This window comes from Pandoraea faecigallinarum (genome assembly GCF_001029105.3).
Taxonomy (GTDB): domain Bacteria; phylum Pseudomonadota; class Gammaproteobacteria; order Burkholderiales; family Burkholderiaceae; genus Pandoraea; species Pandoraea faecigallinarum.
The window spans coordinates 2,910,083-2,928,373 of record NZ_CP011807.3 but is presented as its reverse complement, the minus strand read 5'-3'; the positions used below and the strand labels follow the sequence as shown (position 1 = coordinate 2,928,373).

Sequence of the window (18,291 nt, the reverse complement as noted above, 5' to 3'; positions counted from 1 at the left end):
CGCGCGGCCAGGATTCGCGTGCGTCATGCCCCCATATCTCCGATCTGTCGATTTCAGCGCAGGCCGAGCTTGCGGCTGCGCAGCAGCGCGGCAATGCTGATGATCGCTGCGAAGATAAGGTAGAAACTCGGGGCAAGCTTGTTGCCTGTTGCACCGATCAACCACGTGATGATAAACGGTGCGAAGCCGCCGAACACGGTCGCCGCGACGTTGTAACCGAGCGAGAGGCCGGTCGTGCGCACCTGCACCGGAAACAGTTCGGTCAGCAACGCGGGCAGCGCGCCGAAGTACGTCGTCATCAGCAGGCCCAGCACGATCTGGAACACCATCAACGAGCCGAATGTCGGATTCGCATCGAGGAAGCGGAACATCGGGTAGACCAGTACCAGCAGCGCCACGGCGGCTGTGAGCATCGGTTTGATGCGGCCATGCGTGTCGGACCAGTGGCCGACGATGGGCGCGACGATCAACTGCACGACCCCCGTGAGCAGCACGGCCGAGAATGCGGCCGAGGACGGCAGGCCCAGTTGCTTGACGGCATACGTCGGCATGTAAAGCACGAGATAGGTGGCGACGGTGGCCATCACGACCACCCCGATGGCGAGCAGCAGGCGCTCCTTCTGACTGGCGAACGTGTCGCGCAACGGGCTTTGCGTGGGCTCGATGTCGAGGAATTCGGGCGTTTCGTCCAGACGACGGCGAATGTAGTAGGCCACCGGGCCGATCAGCAGACCGAAGAAGAACGGCACGCGCCAGCCCCACGACGCCATCGCCTCGGCCGAAAGGTTGCCGGTCAGCAGGGCACCGAAACCGGCGGCCAGCAGCGTGGTGAGGCCTTGCGAGGCCACCTGCCAACTGGAGAAGAACCCGCGACGCTGCGGCGCGTGTTCGGCGAGAAATGCCGTGGCACTCCCGAATTCCCCGCCCGCCGAGAAGCCTTGCACCATCCGGGCGATCACGATGCCCACCGGTGCGAGCACGCCGATGGCCGAATACGTCGGCATGATCGCGATGAGCAGCGTGCCGACCATCATCAGCAGGATCGAGAGCGTGAGCGCGGCCTTGCGCCCGGCGCGGTCGGCGTACGCGCCGATCACGATTGCGCCCAGCGGACGCATGAAGAACGACACGCCGAAGGTGCCGAGCGTGAGTAACAGCGAGACCGTATCGTTGCCGGTCGGGAAAAACAGCTTGGCGATCGTCACGGCGAAAAAGCCGTAGACGACGAGATCGAACCATTCGAGCGCGTTACCGATCGAGGCCGATACGATCACACGCCATGCGTGCGGGGAGGTGCGGGCGGCCGGTGCCGTCGCGTTGGGGGCTGCGCTTGCGCTCATGGGCGAGATCTCCGAAACCTGTCTGGCGTACGTGCTTGTTATCTTGCGGATGGGTGTCCTGTGCGCCTTTGTTCAGGCGTCTGATACTGCGTAATACGTGAGGCGTACTGCACGTTGCGTTGCACGGCGCACGCCTATGACAAGCCGTATCCGGCCGGTCATGCACGCCGCGGCTGCCTTGTCTGCCAAGGCAACGGGCCGCATCCGGCTGGCGGAATACGGCCCGGTGAGACCTCGATGTCCTTGCGGCCCGAACCGTTTCGGGGCGCCGGACACGATCAGGCGCCGACGGTGTTGCTGCGAATCAGCTTTTGCAGGAACGACTCGCACTGAGCGATCTGTTCGAGCGACACGAATTCGTTGGGCTTGTGGGCCTGTTCGATGTTGCCCGGGCCACACACGATCGAGGGCACGCCCGCCAACTGGAACTGACCGGCTTCGGTGCCGTAGGCGACCTTGCGCTTGTCGGTGTCCTTGGTGAGGGCGCGCACGAGCTGGGTAATGGCGTCCTGTTCGGAAGCGTCCAGCGCCGGGGCCGCGGCGATCTTCTTGAACTCGATGCCGGCGTTCGGGTGCTCTTTCTGCATTTTCGGCACCAGCTCGTTCACGGCGTATTCCTGAATGCGCTGGAAGATGCCTTCGGCGTCCACGCCGGGCAGGTTGCGATACTCGAAGACGAATTCGCACAGCGCCGGAATCGTGTTCAGGGCGATACCGCCCGAAATCGTGCCCGTTTGCGCCGTGGTGAACGGCACGTCGAACAGTTCGTCGAACGGGCCGTTCTGCTTGAAGTGGTCGGCCAGATCGCGGATGTAGCAGATCAGACGGGCGGCGTATTCGATGGCGTTCGAGCCCTTCGGCGTGAGCGACGAGTGCGCCGCGTGACCGCGCACGCAGCACTGGTAGGCGTTGATGCCCTTGTGCGCGACGATCACGCGCATGCTCGTCGGCTCGCCGACGATGCAGCCGTCCGGGCGGATACCGCGCTCACGCAATTCTGCGAGCATTACGGGCGCGCCGACACAGCCGATTTCTTCGTCGTACGAAAATGCAAAATGGAACGGCGTCTTGAGCCTGGCGTCGCGCATTTGCGGCAGCATCGTCATGACAGAGCCGATGAAACCCTTCATGTCGCACGTGCCGCGGCCGTACAGGTTGCCGTCGCGCACGACCGGCTTGAATGGATCGGTGTCCCACGACTGGCCGTCGACGGGTACCACGTCGGTGTGGCCCGAGAGGACGATACCGCCTTGCGTGTTGCCGTCGGCGGCGGGCAGGGTGACGAACAGGTTGGCCTTGCGCTTGGTGGCGTCATACGACAGCCACGGTTCGACGCCGGCGTCTTTGAGGCTGTCGCGCACCGTCTCGATCAGGCCGAGGTTCGATTCACGGCTGGTGGTGTCGATGCTGACCAGCTTCGTGATCCAGTCGAGCGATGCCGGCTGGGCCTCGTTGGTGGCCTGCGGGGCGATGGCTTGGGAAGCGCTTGTCATTCGAATCTCCGGGAATCTCCAGTCATACGTCTCTTACGTAAATTACGTCGATTACGTATTGCTACTGGGAAATGTTACTCAAAAATAATTTAGAGGTAAAAGGTTGTGTGAACAACCATTCCTGCCTGACGGGAAAAGGCACGCCGGGCGCGGGTTTGTCCGGACGTGCACGAAGCGCAGTGGTCGTGAATTGCTGCGCCGCACACGATTCTTGCCGGTTTTGTTTCGGTATCGGCGCCGTTTCCGGGGCCGGTCCGGGTTCAGGCGGCCTTCGCACCGGGGGACCCCAGCGCGCGCAGCGTTTCCTTGATCGCGCGGACCCGGTCGGTGAGCTGCGCATGTTTGGCTTCGATGCGCAGCTTGTCCTGTCCGGCCAGCTTGATGTGGCGATGCTTTTGCACGAGCTCGATGATGCGCATCGGATCGACGCAGGGCGTCGGTTCGAATTGCAGCGCGATGGCTTCCTCGCTCGCGTCGATCTTGACGATGCCCAGCGGCTTGGCCAGCAGACGCAGGCGGTGCGTTTCGATGAGCGCCTGCGCCTGCTGCGGTAGCTTCCCGAAACGGTCGACGAGTTCTTCCTGAATCGTGTCGATGGCGTCGGTGTGCGTGCCGTTGGCCAGCCGCTTGTACAGCGAGAGACGCTCCTGCACGTCGCCGCAGTAGTCGCTCGGCAGGATCGCGGGCACGTGCAGATTGATCTCCGTGGTGGCGGCGAGCGGTGCGTTGAGATCGGGCTCGCGCCCCGCCTTCAGAGCGCTCACGGCGTCGGCGAGCATGTCGGTATAGAGCTGGAAGCCGATCTCGTGAATCTCGCCCGACTGCTTGTCGCCGAGTACCTCGCCCGCACCGCGAATCTCCAGATCGTGCATCGCCAGATAGAAGCCGGCGCCGAGTTCCTCCATCTGCTGAATGGCTTCGAGACGCCGCTGCGCCTGCTTCGTGAGCGACTTCGGATCGTGTACGAGCAGATAGGCGTAGGCCTGATGGTGCGAGCGGCCCACGCGGCCACGCAACTGGTGCAATTGCGCGAGACCGAACTTGTCGGCGCGATGCATCAGGATCGTGTTGGCGGTCGGCACGTCGATGCCCGTCTCGATGATGGTCGTGCACAGCAGCACGTTGGCGCGCTGCGTGACGAAGTCGCGCATGACGCGTTCGAGGTCGCGCTCGTGCATCTGGCCGTGCGCGACCACGATACGTGCTTCCGGCACGAGCGCTTCGAGTTGCGCCTTGCGGTTCTCGATCGTCTCCACTTCGTTGTGCAGGAAGTACACCTGACCGCCGCGCTTGAGTTCGCGCAGCATGGCTTCGCGGATCACGCCGTCTTCTTCGCGCCGCACGAAGGTCTTGATCGCCAGACGCTTTTGCGGCGCGGTTGCAATCACCGAGAAGTCGCGCAATCCCTCCAGCGCCATGCCCAGCGTACGCGGGATCGGCGTGGCGGTCAGCGTGAGCATGTCGACTTCCGCGCGCAGCGCCTTGAGGGCTTCCTTCTGACGGACGCCGAAGCGATGTTCCTCGTCGATGATCACGAGCCCGAGCCGCTGGAACTGGATGTCGTTCGAGAGCAGCTTGTGCGTGCCGATCACGATGTCGACCTGACCTTCGTTGATGGCTTTCACACTGGCATTGACTTCCTTCGCGGTCTTGAAGCGCGAGAGTTCGGCGATACGCACGGGCCAGTCGGCGAAACGGTCGGAGAAGGTCTGCGCGTGCTGCTCGGCGAGCAGCGTGGTGGGCGCGAGAATGGCGACCTGCTTGCCGTCGAGTACGGCGATGAAGGCGGCGCGCAGTGCGACTTCGGTCTTGCCGAAGCCGACGTCCCCGCAGACCAGACGGTCCATCGGCCGGCCGCTCGTCATGTCGCTCATCACCGCGGCGATGGCAGCTGCCTGATCCGGCGTTTCTTCGAAACCGAAGCTGTCGGCGAACTTCTCGTAGTCGCGCGGCGACAGTTCGAACGCATAGCCCGAGCGCGCGGCGCGGCGCGCATAGAGATTGAGCAGTTCGGCCGCGGTGTCGCGAATCTGTTGTGCGGCCTTGCGCTTGGCCTTCTCCCACTGTCCGGAGCCCAGCGAATGCAGCGGCGCGGTGTCGGGGTCCGAGCCGCTGTAACGCGAGATCAGATGCAATTGGGAGACCGGCACGTATAGCTTGCTCTCGCCCGAGTATTCGAGATGCAGGAATTCCGTTTCGCCTTCGCCCAGGTCCATGCTGACGAGGCCTTGATAACGGCCGATGCCGTGCTGACTGTGGACCACGGGGTCACCGACCTTCAACTCGGCGAGATCGCGCACCATCGAATCGACGGAGGTCGCCTGCTCCTGACGGCGCTTGCCCGCACGGCGTGCGAGGCCTTCGTACAACTCGTTTTCGGTGACGAACGCCAGATCTTCCGTCGGTAACAGAAAGCCCGCGGCCAGCGGGGCGACGCCGATACAAAAGCGCTTGTCGGACGTCAGAAAATCTTCCAGCGACTCCACGCTCGCCGGCCGGAGATCGTTGTCGTGCAGCAGTTGCAGCAGCGTCTCGCGACGCCCGGCCGAGTCGGCGCACAGAAGTACCCGGGCCGGCGTGCGGGCGAGGTATGCGCGCAGGGCGGCGAGCGGATCGTCGGCCCGACGGTTGATCGCCAGCGGCGGCAGCGGGATCGCCCAGCTGCCATCGCCCGGCGTGGGCAGCGTCAGGCGCGCGAACGGTTTGGCGAGTGCGAAGAAGTCCTGATCGAGCAGGAACAGTTGCTCCGGCGGTAACACCGGCCGCTCCCGATCGTGCGACAGGAAGTTATAGCGCTGGCGCGTGTCGTTCCAGAAGCGGCCGATGGCCGCGTCCAGATCGCCGATGAATACGAGTTGGGCGTCGGCGGGCAGGTAGTGAAAGAGCGTGGCCGTCTCTTCGAAAAACAGCGGCAGGTAGTATTCGATCCCTGCCGAGGGCACGCCGCTGCCGATGTCCTTGTAGATCGGGCTGCGGCTCGGGTCCCCCTCGAAGACTTCGCGCCAGCGTCCCCGGAAGGCCGTGCGCGCGGGTTCGTCGAACGGGAATTCGCGCCCGGGCAGCAGACGCACGTCCTTGACCGGATACAGACTGCGCTGCGTATCGGGGTCGAACGCGCGAATACTGTCGATGGTGTCGTCGAACAGATCGAGACGATAGGGCAGTGCAGAGCCCATCGGGTAAAGATCGATCAGCCCGCCGCGCACGCAGTACTCGCCGGGACGCATCACCTGGCTGACGTGTTCGTAGCCCGCGAGCGTCAATTGCGACTTCAGACGCGCTTCGTCGAGCCGTTCGCCCTGCGTGAAGAAGAACGTGTAGGCCGCCATGAAGCTCGCGGGGGCCATGCGATAGAGTGCCGTGGTGGCGGGCACCAGCACGATATCGCAGCGCTTTTCGCCCAGATCGTGCAGCGTGGCAAGTCGCTCGGAGACGAGATCCTGGTGCGGCGAGAAGGTGTCGTAGGGCAGCGTTTCCCAATCGGGCAGCAGACGCACGCTCAGGTCCGGCGCGCACCATTTGAGTTCCTGCTGAAGGCGCAGCGCGTCGGTCGCCTGCGCGCAGACGACGGCGAGCAGCGGCAGGCGATCGCGATTTTCCTCGAAATAACGGGCGATGAGCAGGGCGTCGCTCGACGCATGCGAGCCGGCGAAGGCGTAACGCTGTCCCGCTTTCACGAGCGGCACAGGCACGGTACTACGGGATAAGGCGTTGGCGGAGGACATAGGAAAAACGTTGCAGAAATGGCAAAGCACGGGGCTCCATTCGCATGGGGCCCCGTGACAGTCAGCGTCTATTATAAAATCTCTGCTTTCCCCTTACCTGCGTTTTATCGTGAGCGACCGACTTTTTGCCGTGATCCCGTGCGCCGGGACCGGTGTGCGCGCCGGGGCCGCCGTGCCCAAGCAATACCGAAGCGTTGGCGGACTTCCCATGCTGGCTTACGCGCTCGCCGCGTTCGATGCCTGCTCCGAATTCGCGCAGACCTTGCTGGTGTTGGCGCCGGACGACAATCACTTCGACGGACGGCGCTTCGGCACGCTGCGTTTCGCAGTGCGGCGCTGTGGCGGTCCGTCGCGTCATGCGTCGGTGCTGGGAGGCCTTCAGGCACTCACCGAGTTCGGTGCACAGGACAGCGACTGGGTACTCGTGCACGACGCCGCGCGTCCTGGCATCACGCCGGAGTTGATCCGTACGCTCGTCGGTGCGCTGCGCGACGACCCCGTCGGCGGTATTCTGGCGTTGCCCGTCGCCGATACGCTCAAGCGCGAGCAGCCGCCCGCCGGGACAGAAGGGATGGGCGGGCTGGCGTCGGTACGCGCCACGCAGTCGCGTGACGGCCTGTGGCAGGCGCAAACGCCGCAGATGTTCCGTCTCGGCATGCTGCGTCATGCACTGGAAGATGCCCTGGCCTCCGGCGCCGAAGTGACGGACGAGGCCAGTGCCATCGAGCGTATCGGTCACGCCCCGAAGCTCGTGCGCGGTAGCCTGCGCAACTTCAAGGTGACATATCCCGAAGATTTCGCGCTGGCCGAGGCGTTTCTTGGTGCAGCCAAATCCGCCTGAGCAAACCGCCATACCGTATTGCTATTGCGCATCTGACGATTCCCCATGACTGAACACGCTGTGACTCCTGTTTCTTCCGTTTCTCCCATCTCTCCCGTTTCTCTTGCCTCGTTGTCGAAACTGCGCATCGGTCAGGGCTACGACGTGCACGCCCTCGTGCCCGGTCGTCCGCTCGTGATGGGCGGCGTAACGATCCCGTTCGAGCGAGGTCTGCTCGGCCACTCGGACGCCGACGTGCTGCTGCATGCCATCACCGACGCCGTGCTGGGCGCGGCGGCGCTTGGCGACATCGGTCGCCACTTCCCGGACACGGACCCCGCCTTCAAGGGGGCGAACAGCGTCGTTCTGCTCAAGGAAGCGATGCGCCGTGTGCGCGAGCAGGGTTATGAAATACTGAACGTCGATTGCACGGTGATTGCGCAGGCGCCGAAGCTCGCGCCGCACATCGCCGCGATGACGCAATCGATTGCGGACGCGCTCGGGGTGGGCATCGCTCAGGTCAACGTGAAGGCGAAGACGAACGAGAAGCTGGGCTATCTCGGCCGCCAGGAAGGGATCGAAGCGCAGGCGGCCGCACTGTTGATCGGTCGCTGAGGGACCAGCGGGCTGTCGGCGTACGCCGCCGCCCCGCATCCAGTACGCAAAACGGCGCTACCTGATGAATCCGGTAGCGCCGTTTTGCGTTGTGACGGCACGCGCCGCCGGCGTTGCGCAACGCCGGCGGCGCTATTCCGCCCGGCCCGTGCAGCTTATGCAGCTTCGGCGGCGATCACCTGGGCAGCGGCATTGATGACCGCGGCGATACGGCCAACGTCACGCAGTTGCGCGGTGCTCATCTTGTGCTCGTCGACGAGCAGCGCGGCATGCGACTTCACGCAGAAGTGGCACTTGCCCACGATGGACGCGGCCAGTGCGTACATTTCGAAACGACGCTGATCGACGCCGCCGCGCGTGGCGTAGCCGTTCATGCGCAATTGGGCCTTCTCGTTCCTGAGTTCGGCGTTATCGGCCATCTCCAGATACGGGTACCACGTGTTGTTCATGCCCATGATCGCCGCAGCGGTCAATGCGCCTTCGAGTTCTTCCGGGGCAAGCACGCCGGCTTCGCGAATCGCTTTGACGATGGGCTGGCACTTGGCGGCAAAAGCCGCGGCGAGGGCCACGCCCACGGCGTCGTTGCCTTCGAGCGAGGAGCGGGCGATGGTGCCGTCGAGGTTCAGGCGGATGTCCTTGGCGTAATCGGGAATCTGCGCCTTAATCGCGGTGAGGAATTCCATAAATTTCTCCTATTGCTTTGGGCTGAAAAAGCCCGCTTTCGCGGGCTTCGAGACGACGCTTACAGCGTTGCACCGCCGACCGCGCGGTTGCACGGGCAGAGTTCGTCCGTTTGCAGGCCGTCCAGAATACGCAGGACTTCTTGCGGGTTACGGCCGACGTTCAGGTTGTTCACCGACACGTGCTGAATGACGTTGTCCGGGTCAACGATGAACGTTGCACGCAGGGCCACGCCGGCAGCCTTGTCACGCACGCCGAGCTGGTCGATCAGAGCACCGGTCGTGTCACCGAACGAGTAGTGGTTCAGCTTGTTCAGGTCCTTGTGCTCGCGGCGCCATGCCAGCTTCACGAACTCGTTGTCGCCCGAGCCGCCGAGCAGCACGGCGTCGCGATCTGCGAAGTCGTTGGCCAGCTTGCCGAATTCCACGATTTCGGTCGGGCACACGAAGGTGAAGTCCTTCGGGTAGAAGTAAATGACCTTCCACTTGCCCGGGAACGACGCTTCCGTGATCGTTTCGAAAGCCGACACGCCGTTTTCTTCGTGGTTGTTGAAACCAGGCTTGGCCGCTTGGACCGAGAACGCTTCGAGTTTATCGCCGACAGTCTTCATCGATTACTCCTAAATTTAGTGCGGTTTATGTCGCGACATCCGGGAACGCCGCAACCAGCAACTGACCGAGTTCACGCGATCCCGATCAACCAAAGCAGTATACGCTATCAAACTATCGATAGCAATAGCTTTATTTTATTTGGGAGATAGTTAAAACAAATCCCGTCGATAGGATTTTGCGGTGTGGCGTGGCGCCAAGCCTTGAGCATAGCCAAATTTTCGCCGGATCACATCAAACACTTATTTAGCAAGCGGAAATGACACGATGATTTCAAGGCCGGAACCCGGGCGAACATTGCGCAGCGAGGCATGCCCCTTGTAACGCGACGCAATGCGCTGCACGATCGCCATGCCCAGACCGGTGCCGTCCGCCTTCGTGCGCGCCGTGTCCACACGATAGAAAGGACGGAACACGAGGTGCAATTGTTCCTCGGGAATTCCGGGGCCGGTATCGCGTACGCGCATCTCCACACGTTCGCCCAGCACCCGGGTCGAGATGTGGACGTTGGCGATGTCCGTTTGTGCATCGCGCCCGTATTTGCGCGCATTCTCGATCAGGTTCGTGAGCAGGCGCTTGAGATCGGTGCGCTCCGCGAGAACCGGGGCGGCATCGGCGAGATCGACGCTGAGGTTCAGGTCGTCGCGTCCGTCGAAATTGGCGGCGGTGTCGCGTGCGATTTCGGACAGGTCGATGGACTGCGTCGTGCGCGAGGCCGGACGCGCATAATCGAGGAAGCGGCCGATGATTTCGTCCATCTGCTCGATGTCGCTGATCATGTCGCGCTTGACCGACTCGTCCGACGGACTCATCTCCGTCTCCAGTCGCAGGCGGGCCAGCGGCGTGCGCAGGTCGTGGGAAATCCCGGCGAGCATCAGGGCACGATCCGCCTCCAGCCGGTCGAGTTCCTCCACCATCTGGTTGAAGCTGCGATTCGCCTCGGCAGCCTCGCCCATGCCGCGCTCGGGCAATGGGTCGGGGCGGTGTCCTTCGCCAATGGCTCGCGCGGCGTGCGCCAGTCGGGCGAACGGACGGTTCACGAGCGCGGTGATGAAGGCCGCGCCGATGAGGGAGAGGGCGAGGGCGAATGTGCCCCAACTGAATAGTTGGAGACCGGTGGCCGTGTCGATGCGATCCTGTTCGATGGCGACCCAGTAGTCGTCTTCGTCGATCTTGAAGCTGATCCACATCGCGGGGATGTCGTTGACGGAGGCGGCAATCACGGTGTCGGTGCCCAGGCGGCGCTGTACGTCGCGCACGATCAGGTCCTGCACGACGCCCGCGCGTTGTTTCTCGACGGCGTCTGCCGGTTCGCGCGGGTACACACGAATGCCTTCGTTGCTCTCCAGATCCTGAAGCAGCGCACGTCGCAGGTCGGGCTCCGAGTAGAGCAGGGCGGTGCGGGTGAGCTTGACGATGGAGACGAGTTGCTGCGCGACGCGTTGGGCGCGCGGTTCGCGCTCGATTACGCGAAAACTCTGGTACCAGGCCGCGAGGCTGACACCGATGAGCAGGGCAATGAGGAAGAAGGTACGCCAGAACAGACCACCGAACAGCCCGCGTACCATCCGTATCGGATGCATGGGGTTGCTCCGTCTAGTACGTGGCGTGGGCGTGCCGGAAGGTTCGAAGCGCGCAGTGGCGAAAGCTTATGCGAGCCTCGGCGAAAGACATGGAGCGCAGTGCGGGACAAGGCGAGACGCCGGCGCGCGAAAGCATTGCGACCGGCGTCGTTCGATAACCTGGGACGTCATGACGGCCGATCACGCGCCGCCGTCCGGGATGAACACGTAGCCCAGGCCCCACACCGTTTGAATGAAGCGGGGGCTGCCCGGATCCGGCTCGATGAGCTTGCGCAAGCGCGAGATCTGTACATCGAGGCTGCGGTCGAACACTTCGTATTCGCGACCTCGTGCCAGTTCCATGAGCTTTTCGCGCGAGAGCGGCTGACGCGGGTGGCGTGCGAAGACTTTCAGCACCGAAAACTCGCCCGTGGTGAGCGCGATTTCCTGGCCGTTCTTGGTGAGCGTGCGTGTGGCGAGATTCAGGGCGAAGTCGCCGAACTCGAACGTCTCCATCGTTTCGCTGGGCGCACCGGGAAGCTCAGGCGGCGCCTGACGGCGCAGCACTGCATGAATGCGTGCGACGAGTTCGCGCGGATTGAAGGGCTTCGGCAAGTAATCGTCGGCGCCCATCTCGAGGCCGACGATACGGTCGACATCCTCGCCTTTGGCCGTTAACATGATGATCGGCGTGCGGTCGTTCGCGCCACGTAGACGGCGACAAATCGAAAGACCGTCTTCACCGGGGAGCATCAGGTCCAGCACGAGCAGATCGAAGCGCTCGCGCACCCAAAGCTTGTTCATGGCCGTCGCATTTTCGGCCACAAAGACATTGAAACCCTGTTCCCCGAGGTAACGACGCAGTAGGTCGCGCAGGCGCGGATCGTCGTCGACAACCAGAATTTTGGGAGAGTTTTTGTTTTCCATGCCGTGTATCTTAGCCCGAAATGTTGCGAACTGAGGAGGCCGCCAAAGCGGGTTACAAAGGGTTACACAATTTACCCTACGGCTTGAGCGCTGACCATAGGCAGTGGGTACACTTGCACCCCTGCCAGGGCAAAAACAGCCGCATGGCATGAAGGACATACGCACAAGATGAGATGGGCTGCTGAGTTTACGCTACTGTTCGGGGGAATCATGCTCTGGGGACACCTGGGCGTGACGTATGCCCGTCCCGTGGCTCATTTCAGCACGCAATCCCAAGGGGCGAGCGCTCCCCGGGTCCAACACGCCGCGCCTGCACCGTCGCCGCGCAACGCCTCCAGGAAGGCGCAGTCAGCCGAACCTCCGGCAGATCGCCGCGCCGACGATCTCCCGAATCCGCCAGCCGGCCGGCGTCCCAATGGGCACATGTCGCCCGAAGATCGGCGCTTGCTGCGTCAACACATTCAAGACGCCGTGCGTGAACTGTATAGTCACTGACACGATGCGCAGTCCTCGCCGACAAGGGGACACTACGCGACGCTTCTTCCCGAAAACGCCAGTGACGTCACTTTGACGAGAGCGTGCCATGAAGCCGAAACCCAATCCGCCAGCCTCAGCCGACGCTGGCTTTTTTTGCGTCGACGAAGCTCGCGACAGGGGCAAGTGGCGCACCAGGCACGACTGCAACCGAAGGACGACATGTCCGGCGGCGGGCGAAGCGCCGTTTGCGCTGCGCTCGGTCCCGTCGGCCGAAATCACACCGCCGGACGATGGCGCCACAGCCGCGTCGATGACATGTCGCACGACGGCTTCCACGCGGGCGGCAGGCGCGTGTGCCGCGCTCTGGCTCGTTGCTATGCTGAGCGCTTCGCTTGTTGTCCCCGGCGCCCGCGCTGCCGAAGCCCGTTCGCCGGATGCCAATCGCGTGCAGCAGCACGCTCGACAAGCCGGCCATGCCAGGATGTCACGGGCTGCGCTGTCGGCGGCCGATCCGTCCAGGCGCCCACTGACCGCCGACGACGCCCGTTATTTCCTCACTCGCGCCGGCTACGCGCCCGATGCGCGCGAACTGGCGCCGTTCGTCGGCTTGACCCGCGCGCAGGCCGTCGACCAGTTGCTGATGCAGGCACGCCGCACGGCCGTGACGCCGCCCCCCGCATGGGCTGCCGATCCGCCGCTTTACGGCGCTGCACTCAAGGGAATGACGCCGGACGAGCGACGCGAACTCAACGAGCGGCGCAACCGCATGGCGAGCGCGCTGTCTGCCTGGTGGGCACAGGAAATGGCGACGACGCCCTCGCCGCTGACCGAGCGCATGACGATGTTCTGGCACAACCATTTCGTGTCGAGTGACGACAAAGTGCGCGAGCCGACCGTGCTGTACCGGCAGAACGTATTACTGCGCGCAAACGCGCTCGGCAACTTCGGCACGATGCTGCACGACGTCTCCAAAGATCCGGCGATGCTCATCTATCTGGATGGCGCGGGCAGCCGCAAAGGGCATCCGAACGAAAACTTCGCACGGGAAGTGATGGAATTGTTTACGTTGGGCGAAGGGCATTACACCGAGCAGGACGTGCGGGAAGCCGCGCGCGCCTACACCGGCTGGAGTCTCGACCGGAGCACGATGACATATGTCTGGCGTGCCGACCTGCATGACACCGGCACGAAGACCGTGCTGAATCGGACGGGCGACTTCGATGGCGATCAGGTGCTCGACATCCTGCTGGCGCGCCCGGAGACGGCGAGGTTCATCGTCGGCAAATTGTGGCTCGAGTTCGTATCGCCGACACCCGACCCCACTCAGGTGGAGCGCGTTGCCGACGCGTTTCGCGCGAGCGGCTACGACATACGCGTGGCGATGCGCGCGTTGTTCCTCACGCCGGCGTTCTGGGACGCGCGCGCCCGCGGCACGTTGATCAAATCCCCGTCCGAGTTCGTGACGGACACCGTTCGCGAGTTCGATATCGGGTACGACGATCCGCAGATGCTCGCGCAGCAGATGCGCGTATTGGGGCAGGACCTGTTTCGTCCGCCCAATGTAAAGGGGTGGCCCGGTGGCGACGCGTGGATCGACAGTACGACCTTGCTCGCACGCAAGCAGTTCGTCGAGCGTATGTTCCGCGCGACGGAAAACGCCAACGCTGGTGGTCCGTCGGCGGCGATGTCCGTTTCTTCGACGCCAATACGCTCCGGCGTGCAGCGCACGGCGCTTCGTGCGGGTCAGGCGATGCCGCGAACCGTGGCGGGCGTACGTTTCGACTTGTCGCGCTGGCTGCAACCTTACGCGTTGGGTCCGGTCGATGTTCCGGACGGGGCGTCTCGCGAGGCATTGCAGCGAGCTGTCTTGCCGCTTGCGCCCGCCGCGCCGCAACCGCCGGGCGTCAACAGCGCCTCGTTCTTGCAGGCGTTGCTGATGGATCCGGCGTATCAGTTGAAGTGACCGGGCGCGCTGCGTTGGTGTGAATGGCTTGGGCAGGTTACGGAGCGGTCTTTGCCGATCGGTGGGAGACCGGTCATGAGAGGTGTGAAATGCGTCGACGCGATTTTCTGACGTTCGCTGGCGGCCTGGGTGCGACGTGGCTGACCCCGGCGCCGGTGTTGGCGGCAGCCAGAGACTTGTCCGGAATGTCGCCGGGCACGGTGGGCAATTACGACAATCTGCTGATTCTTGTCGAGCTGAAAGGGGGCAACGACGGGCTCAATACGGTCGTTCCGTATGCGGATCCGATGTATGCGAGCTTGCGTCCGAATATCGGCATCAAGCGCGAGCAGGTGGTGCAACTCGACGAGCGCTGCGGTTTGCATCCGGAGATGCGCGCGTTGTTGCCGATGTGGGATGCAAAGGAGTTGGCGATCGTGCAGGGCGTGGGTTATCCGCAACCGAACCTGTCGCACTTCCGTTCCATCGAGATATGGAATACAGCGTCGCGATCGGACGAGTATTTGCGAGATGGGTGGTTGTCGCGGGCGTTCGCAGAGCAGCCGGTGCCGGTGGGTTTCGACGCGGATGGTGTGATTGTCGGCAGCGCGGAGTTGGGGCCGTTGAGCGGCGGTGCGCGTGCCGTGACGTTGACGAATCCTGCGCAGTTTTTGCGCGACGCGAATCTGGCGTCGGCGAATGCGTCGCGGGTGGGCAATCCCGCGTTGGCCCATGTGCTGCGCGTGGAGAACGACATCGTGAAGGCGGCGGACGGTTTGCGTCCGCGCCAGGGGCAGTACGTGCTGCACACGCCGATATCGCCTGGGGCATTCGGCAATGTGGTGAAGACGGCGTTGCAGGTGGTGGCGGCGGCGGATTCGCCGGCGGGCGCGCCGTTGCCGGGGCGTGGTGTCGCTGTCTTGCGTCTGACCTTGAACGGGTTCGACACGCATCAGAATCAGCCGGGACAACAGGCGAGTCTGTTGCGTCAGTTCTCGCAGGGGATGATGGCGTTGCGTGCGGGGCTTATCGAGTTGAACCGCTGGCAGTCGACGATGATCGTAACGTATGCCGAGTTCGGGCGGCGGCCTCGCGAGAATCAGAGCAACGGGACCGATCACGGGACGGTCGCGCCGCATTTCATCGCGGGCGGCCGCGTGCGTGGTGGCTTGTATGGTGATGTGCCGAGACTGGATCGTCTGGACGGTAACGGCAACCTGCCGTTCGCGGTGGACTTTCGAGACGTCTATGCCACGGTGCTGCAACGCTGGTGGGGTTTGAATGCGCAGCCGGTGCTCGGCGGCGTGTTCAAGCCGTTGGACGTATTGCGGGCGTGACGTCCGGGTCGGTCCGAGCGAATTACCGTGCTCGCCAGGCTTTCCAGAATTTGCGCAGTGGCGTGAGGTCGATGCGCTGGTGCAGCACCTGGTAGTCGCTGGCGGCGACTTCGTCCATCAATGCGAGTTGCAGGGCGGCGAGGGCGAGCAGGGGGCGTTGCTTGCGCCGGTCCATTTTCGGAATGGCTGCGGCCGCGTCGGTAATGGTTTGGCGTGCGCGAGCGTGTTGGAACTTCATCAATTCGACGAATGCGGGCGAGTACCTGCCGTTCTGGATATCGGCGGCGGTGACGCCGAAGCGCTGAAGTTCGTCGATGGGCAGATAGACGTAGCCGGCGCGAGCGTCCACACCGGCGTCCGTGAGACGCCGGCCGAGTGTGATGGCGTGGCCGAGGGCGCGGGCGAGGGCGGGCGTTTGCGGGTCGTCGAAGCCGTAGACGTGCGAGGCGAGTTCGGCGGGGGCACCGCCGGCGGCGTCGCAATAATGGCTGAGTCCGGCGAAGTCGAGATAGCGCATTTGCGCGAGGTCCATTTCGGCGCCGTGCAGGACGGCCTCGAAGGCGTCGCGCGACAGGCCGGTGCGCTTGATGACGGGGGAGAGGGCTCGGGTCACCGGGTGGGCGGGATTTCCGGAGAAGAGTCGCGCGAGTTCCTGGCGCCACCAGTCGAGCTTGGCGTGGGCGACGCCGGGATCGTGCACGGCGGCGTGAATATCGGCGATTTCCTGCGAGAATGCGTGAACGGCATAGGCGTCGTCGCGCTTGGACGGTGGCAATTGGAGCAGGGCGTAGTAGAGCGCGGAGCCGGGCGGGCCGGCCTTCTGGCGGCAGTATTCTTTGGCCTGGGCGTTGGTCTGAGCGGGGTTGGCGGGGGAGCCGGAATTGCTGTCGGCGGTCTCGTGGGGTTGCATGCGAATGGGGTATCGGTTTGGTCAGGTGCCCGGATGCCGGTGCGCGAGCGCGCAGCGGGGCAGATGCCATGAGTTGGTGCGAATTCTAGCATTGCGGGCCGAATGGGCGGCGAGCAAGGCGGATGGCGGATGGCGGATGGCGGGCGGGAGATTGCCGGCCAATATCGGTTCATGTAGAATACGCGCCTGCTTTGACGCGTGCAGCGGGGCGGCGACAGGTCGCCCCTTTTCATGTCCGACAGGACGCAAGCATGCCGTCGACCCGATGCCGGGATGTCGTCCCTACAAGGTAATGACACCCACGGGCTGCGAGGATGGCGAAATTGGTAGACGCACCAGGTTTAGGTCCTGACGCCCGCAAGGGTGTAGGGGTTCGAGTCCCCTTCCTCGCACCAACTTTCCGTTTTGGCATCGGTTTTGTAGGTCTCACTTCTTCCCGCAATATCTCGCAAACGACCTGCCTGTAAGGCTTGGCGGGGTTTTTTGCGTGAATTCCGATTGTTCGTCCGGGGCGCAAAATCTCACCTCTTCAAACCTAAAATCGATGGGTCGGCCCCATTGGGGCCCCAACTCGGCCCCAAAAAATGGCATCGATTACGAAGACTTCGAAAGGTTGGAGAGCGCAGGTAAAGCAGAACGGCGTGCGGGACAGTCGCACGTTTGACACGAAGGCTGCTGCGTTAGCGTGGAGCGCGAAGCGTGAGACGGAGCTGCGATCTATCGCGGATGGTTTTGGCAGTAAGACGCTCACCGTCGGTGATGTGCTCCGGGAGTACGAGCTGAAGGTGAGCCCGACGAAACGTGGCGCGAGGTGGGAAAAGCTGCGTTTACCGCTAATCGGTAGCAAAGAGATCGGCGGGCGAAAGTTCGCGGAGATCAAACTGGCGGATCTACGGCCCAGTCATATAGCGGCGTGGCGGGACGCGCGAATGCGGGAGGTTTCGGGGGCATCGACCTCTCGGGAAATGTCGCTGATGTCGCATGCGTTTCTCGTGGCCCGGAAAGAGTGGGGCTGGCTGGTGACGAATCCGATGGCGGAAGTGAAGCGCCCGCCAGATCCGCCAGGCCGCGAACGATTGATATCCGAAGAAGAAATCGAGTCGCTGCTTACAAGCATGGGCTACGAAGAAGGACAGCCGGTAGAAAAACCAATGCAGCGGGTAGCGGTAGCATTCCTTTTTGCAATAGAGACGGCCATGCGCTCCAGCGAAATCCTGACGCTCACCGCATCGTCGGTGAACTTCAAGGGCAAGTTCGCACGACTACCGATGACCAAGAACGGAACGGCACGAAACGTACCGTTGTCCTCGCGAGCAATTGAACTGCTGAAAATGCTCCCGGCAGTGGAAAAAGGCAAACCGCTATTTGCCTTGTCGACTTCCAGCCGCGACGCACTTTTTCGGAAGGCACGAGACAGATCGCAGATCCCCGACGTCACGTTTCACGATACCCGTCACGAAGCTATCACGCGTCTGGCGAAGAAATTGCAGCCGCTGGACTTAGCCAGAATGACCGGCCATAGAAACATCTCTGAACTCATGACTTACTACAACGCGACGGCAACGGATATCGCGGGACGCCTAGGTTAATAGTAAAAGATATATCGGCGCTGCATCCGTCCGCCAGTCTCAATTTCGTCAAATGTTCGGAGGGGGGAGACCATGCATTCATGGATCGAATAGATGGGATATCCACGTGGCAATGCGACCTATGGATGCTGCGACATCGCTGATGGACCACTCAATTGTTCGGCTATGCCTAATGCTCAACCGATAAACAGAAAATCACGATAGACCGCTCCTGGCTGTGGTTTCAACTGGTCGACGATCAATCGCACGTGATGCTACGCTCAAC

General features: G+C 63.0%; 13 protein-coding genes and 1 tRNA gene. 6 read left to right on the top strand and 8 right to left on the bottom strand.

What is annotated here, in order from left to right:
• Nucleotides 1-53 precede the first annotated feature (53 nt).
• The 3 genes from AB870_RS12705 to mfd all read right to left on the bottom strand — a co-directional run bounded on the left by AB870_RS12705 (nt 54) and on the right by mfd (nt 6,558).
• Nucleotides 54-1,340 (bottom strand): MFS transporter, encoded by a 1,287-nt coding sequence (locus AB870_RS12705; RefSeq protein ID WP_047904997.1) that lies wholly within the window; start codon nt 1,338-1,340, stop codon nt 54-56.
• A 278-nt stretch (nt 1,341-1,618) separates the two neighbouring features.
• Nucleotides 1,619-2,833, bottom strand: a complete 1,215-nt coding sequence (gene argE / locus AB870_RS12700; RefSeq protein ID WP_047904996.1) for an acetylornithine deacetylase — start codon at nt 2,831-2,833, stop codon at nt 1,619-1,621.
• Between the two features lie 260 nt (nt 2,834-3,093).
• A complete protein-coding gene (mfd, locus tag AB870_RS12695) occupies nt 3,094-6,558 on the bottom strand; it encodes a transcription-repair coupling factor (RefSeq protein ID WP_047904995.1) in 3,465 nt (1,154 codons plus the stop codon).
• Between the two features lie 109 nt (nt 6,559-6,667).
• Between mfd and ispD the strand changes: the two genes are divergently transcribed.
• On the top strand, nt 6,668-7,399 hold the full coding sequence (ispD, locus tag AB870_RS12690; protein ID WP_047904994.1) for a 2-C-methyl-D-erythritol 4-phosphate cytidylyltransferase: 732 nt from the start codon (nt 6,668-6,670) through the stop codon (nt 7,397-7,399).
• Nucleotides 7,400-7,576: 177 nt separating this feature from the next.
• Nucleotides 7,577-7,993, top strand: a complete 417-nt coding sequence (gene ispF, locus AB870_RS12685) for a 2-C-methyl-D-erythritol 2,4-cyclodiphosphate synthase (RefSeq protein ID WP_237170133.1) — start codon at nt 7,577-7,579, stop codon at nt 7,991-7,993.
• 155 nt (nt 7,994-8,148) lie between these two features.
• Here ispF and AB870_RS12680 read toward each other — a convergent pair whose 3' ends face one another.
• The 4 genes from AB870_RS12680 to ompR form a co-directional block, all read right to left on the bottom strand.
• Nucleotides 8,149-8,676, bottom strand: a complete 528-nt coding sequence (locus AB870_RS12680) for a carboxymuconolactone decarboxylase family protein (protein WP_047904993.1) — start codon at nt 8,674-8,676, stop codon at nt 8,149-8,151.
• Nucleotides 8,677-8,735: 59 nt separating this feature from the next.
• Nucleotides 8,736-9,284 (bottom strand): peroxiredoxin, encoded by a 549-nt coding sequence (locus AB870_RS12675; RefSeq protein ID WP_047904992.1) that lies wholly within the window; start codon nt 9,282-9,284, stop codon nt 8,736-8,738.
• A 240-nt stretch (nt 9,285-9,524) separates the two neighbouring features.
• Complete coding sequence (locus tag AB870_RS12670) at nt 9,525-10,865, bottom strand: ATP-binding protein (protein WP_157112311.1); 1,341 nt, start codon at nt 10,863-10,865, stop codon at nt 9,525-9,527.
• A 180-nt stretch (nt 10,866-11,045) separates the two neighbouring features.
• On the bottom strand, nt 11,046-11,771 hold the full coding sequence (gene ompR / locus AB870_RS12665; RefSeq protein WP_010808867.1) for an osmolarity response regulator transcription factor OmpR: 726 nt from the start codon (nt 11,769-11,771) through the stop codon (nt 11,046-11,048).
• A 958-nt stretch (nt 11,772-12,729) separates the two neighbouring features.
• Between ompR and AB870_RS12660 the strand changes: the two genes are divergently transcribed.
• Together AB870_RS12660 and AB870_RS12655 are read left to right on the top strand one after the other, a co-directional pair.
• Nucleotides 12,730-14,211: a DUF1800 domain-containing protein gene (locus tag AB870_RS12660; protein WP_335645735.1), complete on the top strand. Its 1,482-nt coding sequence runs from the start codon at nt 12,730-12,732 to the stop codon at nt 14,209-14,211.
• Nucleotides 14,212-14,300: 89 nt separating this feature from the next.
• Nucleotides 14,301-15,527 carry a DUF1501 domain-containing protein gene (locus tag AB870_RS12655; RefSeq protein WP_047904991.1) on the top strand — a complete coding sequence of 409 codons (1,227 nt, stop codon included), beginning with the start codon at nt 14,301-14,303 and terminating at the stop codon, nt 15,525-15,527.
• A 22-nt stretch (nt 15,528-15,549) separates the two neighbouring features.
• Here AB870_RS12655 and hpnD read toward each other — a convergent pair whose 3' ends face one another.
• Entirely contained in the window at nt 15,550-16,437 is an 888-nt protein-coding gene (gene hpnD, locus AB870_RS12650; RefSeq protein WP_084663661.1) for a presqualene diphosphate synthase HpnD, read from the bottom strand.
• 308 nt (nt 16,438-16,745) lie between these two features.
• On the opposite strand from hpnD, the gene AB870_RS12645 reads away from it, so the two are divergent.
• Nucleotides 16,746-16,832 (top strand) — tRNA-Leu (locus tag AB870_RS12645).
• A 189-nt stretch (nt 16,833-17,021) separates the two neighbouring features.
• Nucleotides 17,022-18,026 carry a tyrosine-type recombinase/integrase gene (locus tag AB870_RS12640; RefSeq protein ID WP_047904990.1) on the top strand — a complete coding sequence of 335 codons (1,005 nt, stop codon included), beginning with the start codon at nt 17,022-17,024 and terminating at the stop codon, nt 18,024-18,026.
• The last annotated feature ends 265 nt before the right edge of the window (nt 18,027-18,291 follow it).

Bases quoted from the DNA above. Each gene is read 5' to 3' on its own strand.
- AB870_RS12705 (WP_047904997.1), bottom strand. From the start codon at position 1,340: ATGAGCGCAAGCGCAGCCCCCAACGCGACGGCACCGGCCGCCCGCACC.
- argE (WP_047904996.1), bottom strand. From the start codon at position 2,833: ATGACAAGCGCTTCCCAAGCCATCGCCCCGCAGGCCACCAACGAGGCC.
- mfd (WP_047904995.1), bottom strand. From the start codon at position 6,558: ATGTCCTCCGCCAACGCCTTATCCCGTAGTACCGTGCCTGTGCCGCTC.
- ispF (WP_237170133.1), top strand. From the start codon at position 7,577: ATGGGCGGCGTAACGATCCCGTTCGAGCGAGGTCTGCTCGGCCACTCG.
- AB870_RS12680 (WP_047904993.1), bottom strand. From the start codon at position 8,676: ATGGAATTCCTCACCGCGATTAAGGCGCAGATTCCCGATTACGCCAAG.
- AB870_RS12675 (WP_047904992.1), bottom strand. From the start codon at position 9,284: ATGAAGACTGTCGGCGATAAACTCGAAGCGTTCTCGGTCCAAGCGGCC.
- AB870_RS12670 (WP_157112311.1), bottom strand. From the start codon at position 10,865: ATGCATCCGATACGGATGGTACGCGGGCTGTTCGGTGGTCTGTTCTGG.
- ompR (WP_010808867.1), bottom strand. From the start codon at position 11,771: ATGGAAAACAAAAACTCTCCCAAAATTCTGGTTGTCGACGACGATCCG.
- AB870_RS12660 (WP_335645735.1), top strand. From the start codon at position 12,730: ATGTCACGGGCTGCGCTGTCGGCGGCCGATCCGTCCAGGCGCCCACTG.
- AB870_RS12655 (WP_047904991.1), top strand. From the start codon at position 14,301: ATGCGTCGACGCGATTTTCTGACGTTCGCTGGCGGCCTGGGTGCGACG.
- hpnD (WP_084663661.1), bottom strand. From the start codon at position 16,437: ATGCAACCCCACGAGACCGCCGACAGCAATTCCGGCTCCCCCGCCAAC.
- AB870_RS12640 (WP_047904990.1), top strand. From the start codon at position 17,022: ATGGCATCGATTACGAAGACTTCGAAAGGTTGGAGAGCGCAGGTAAAG.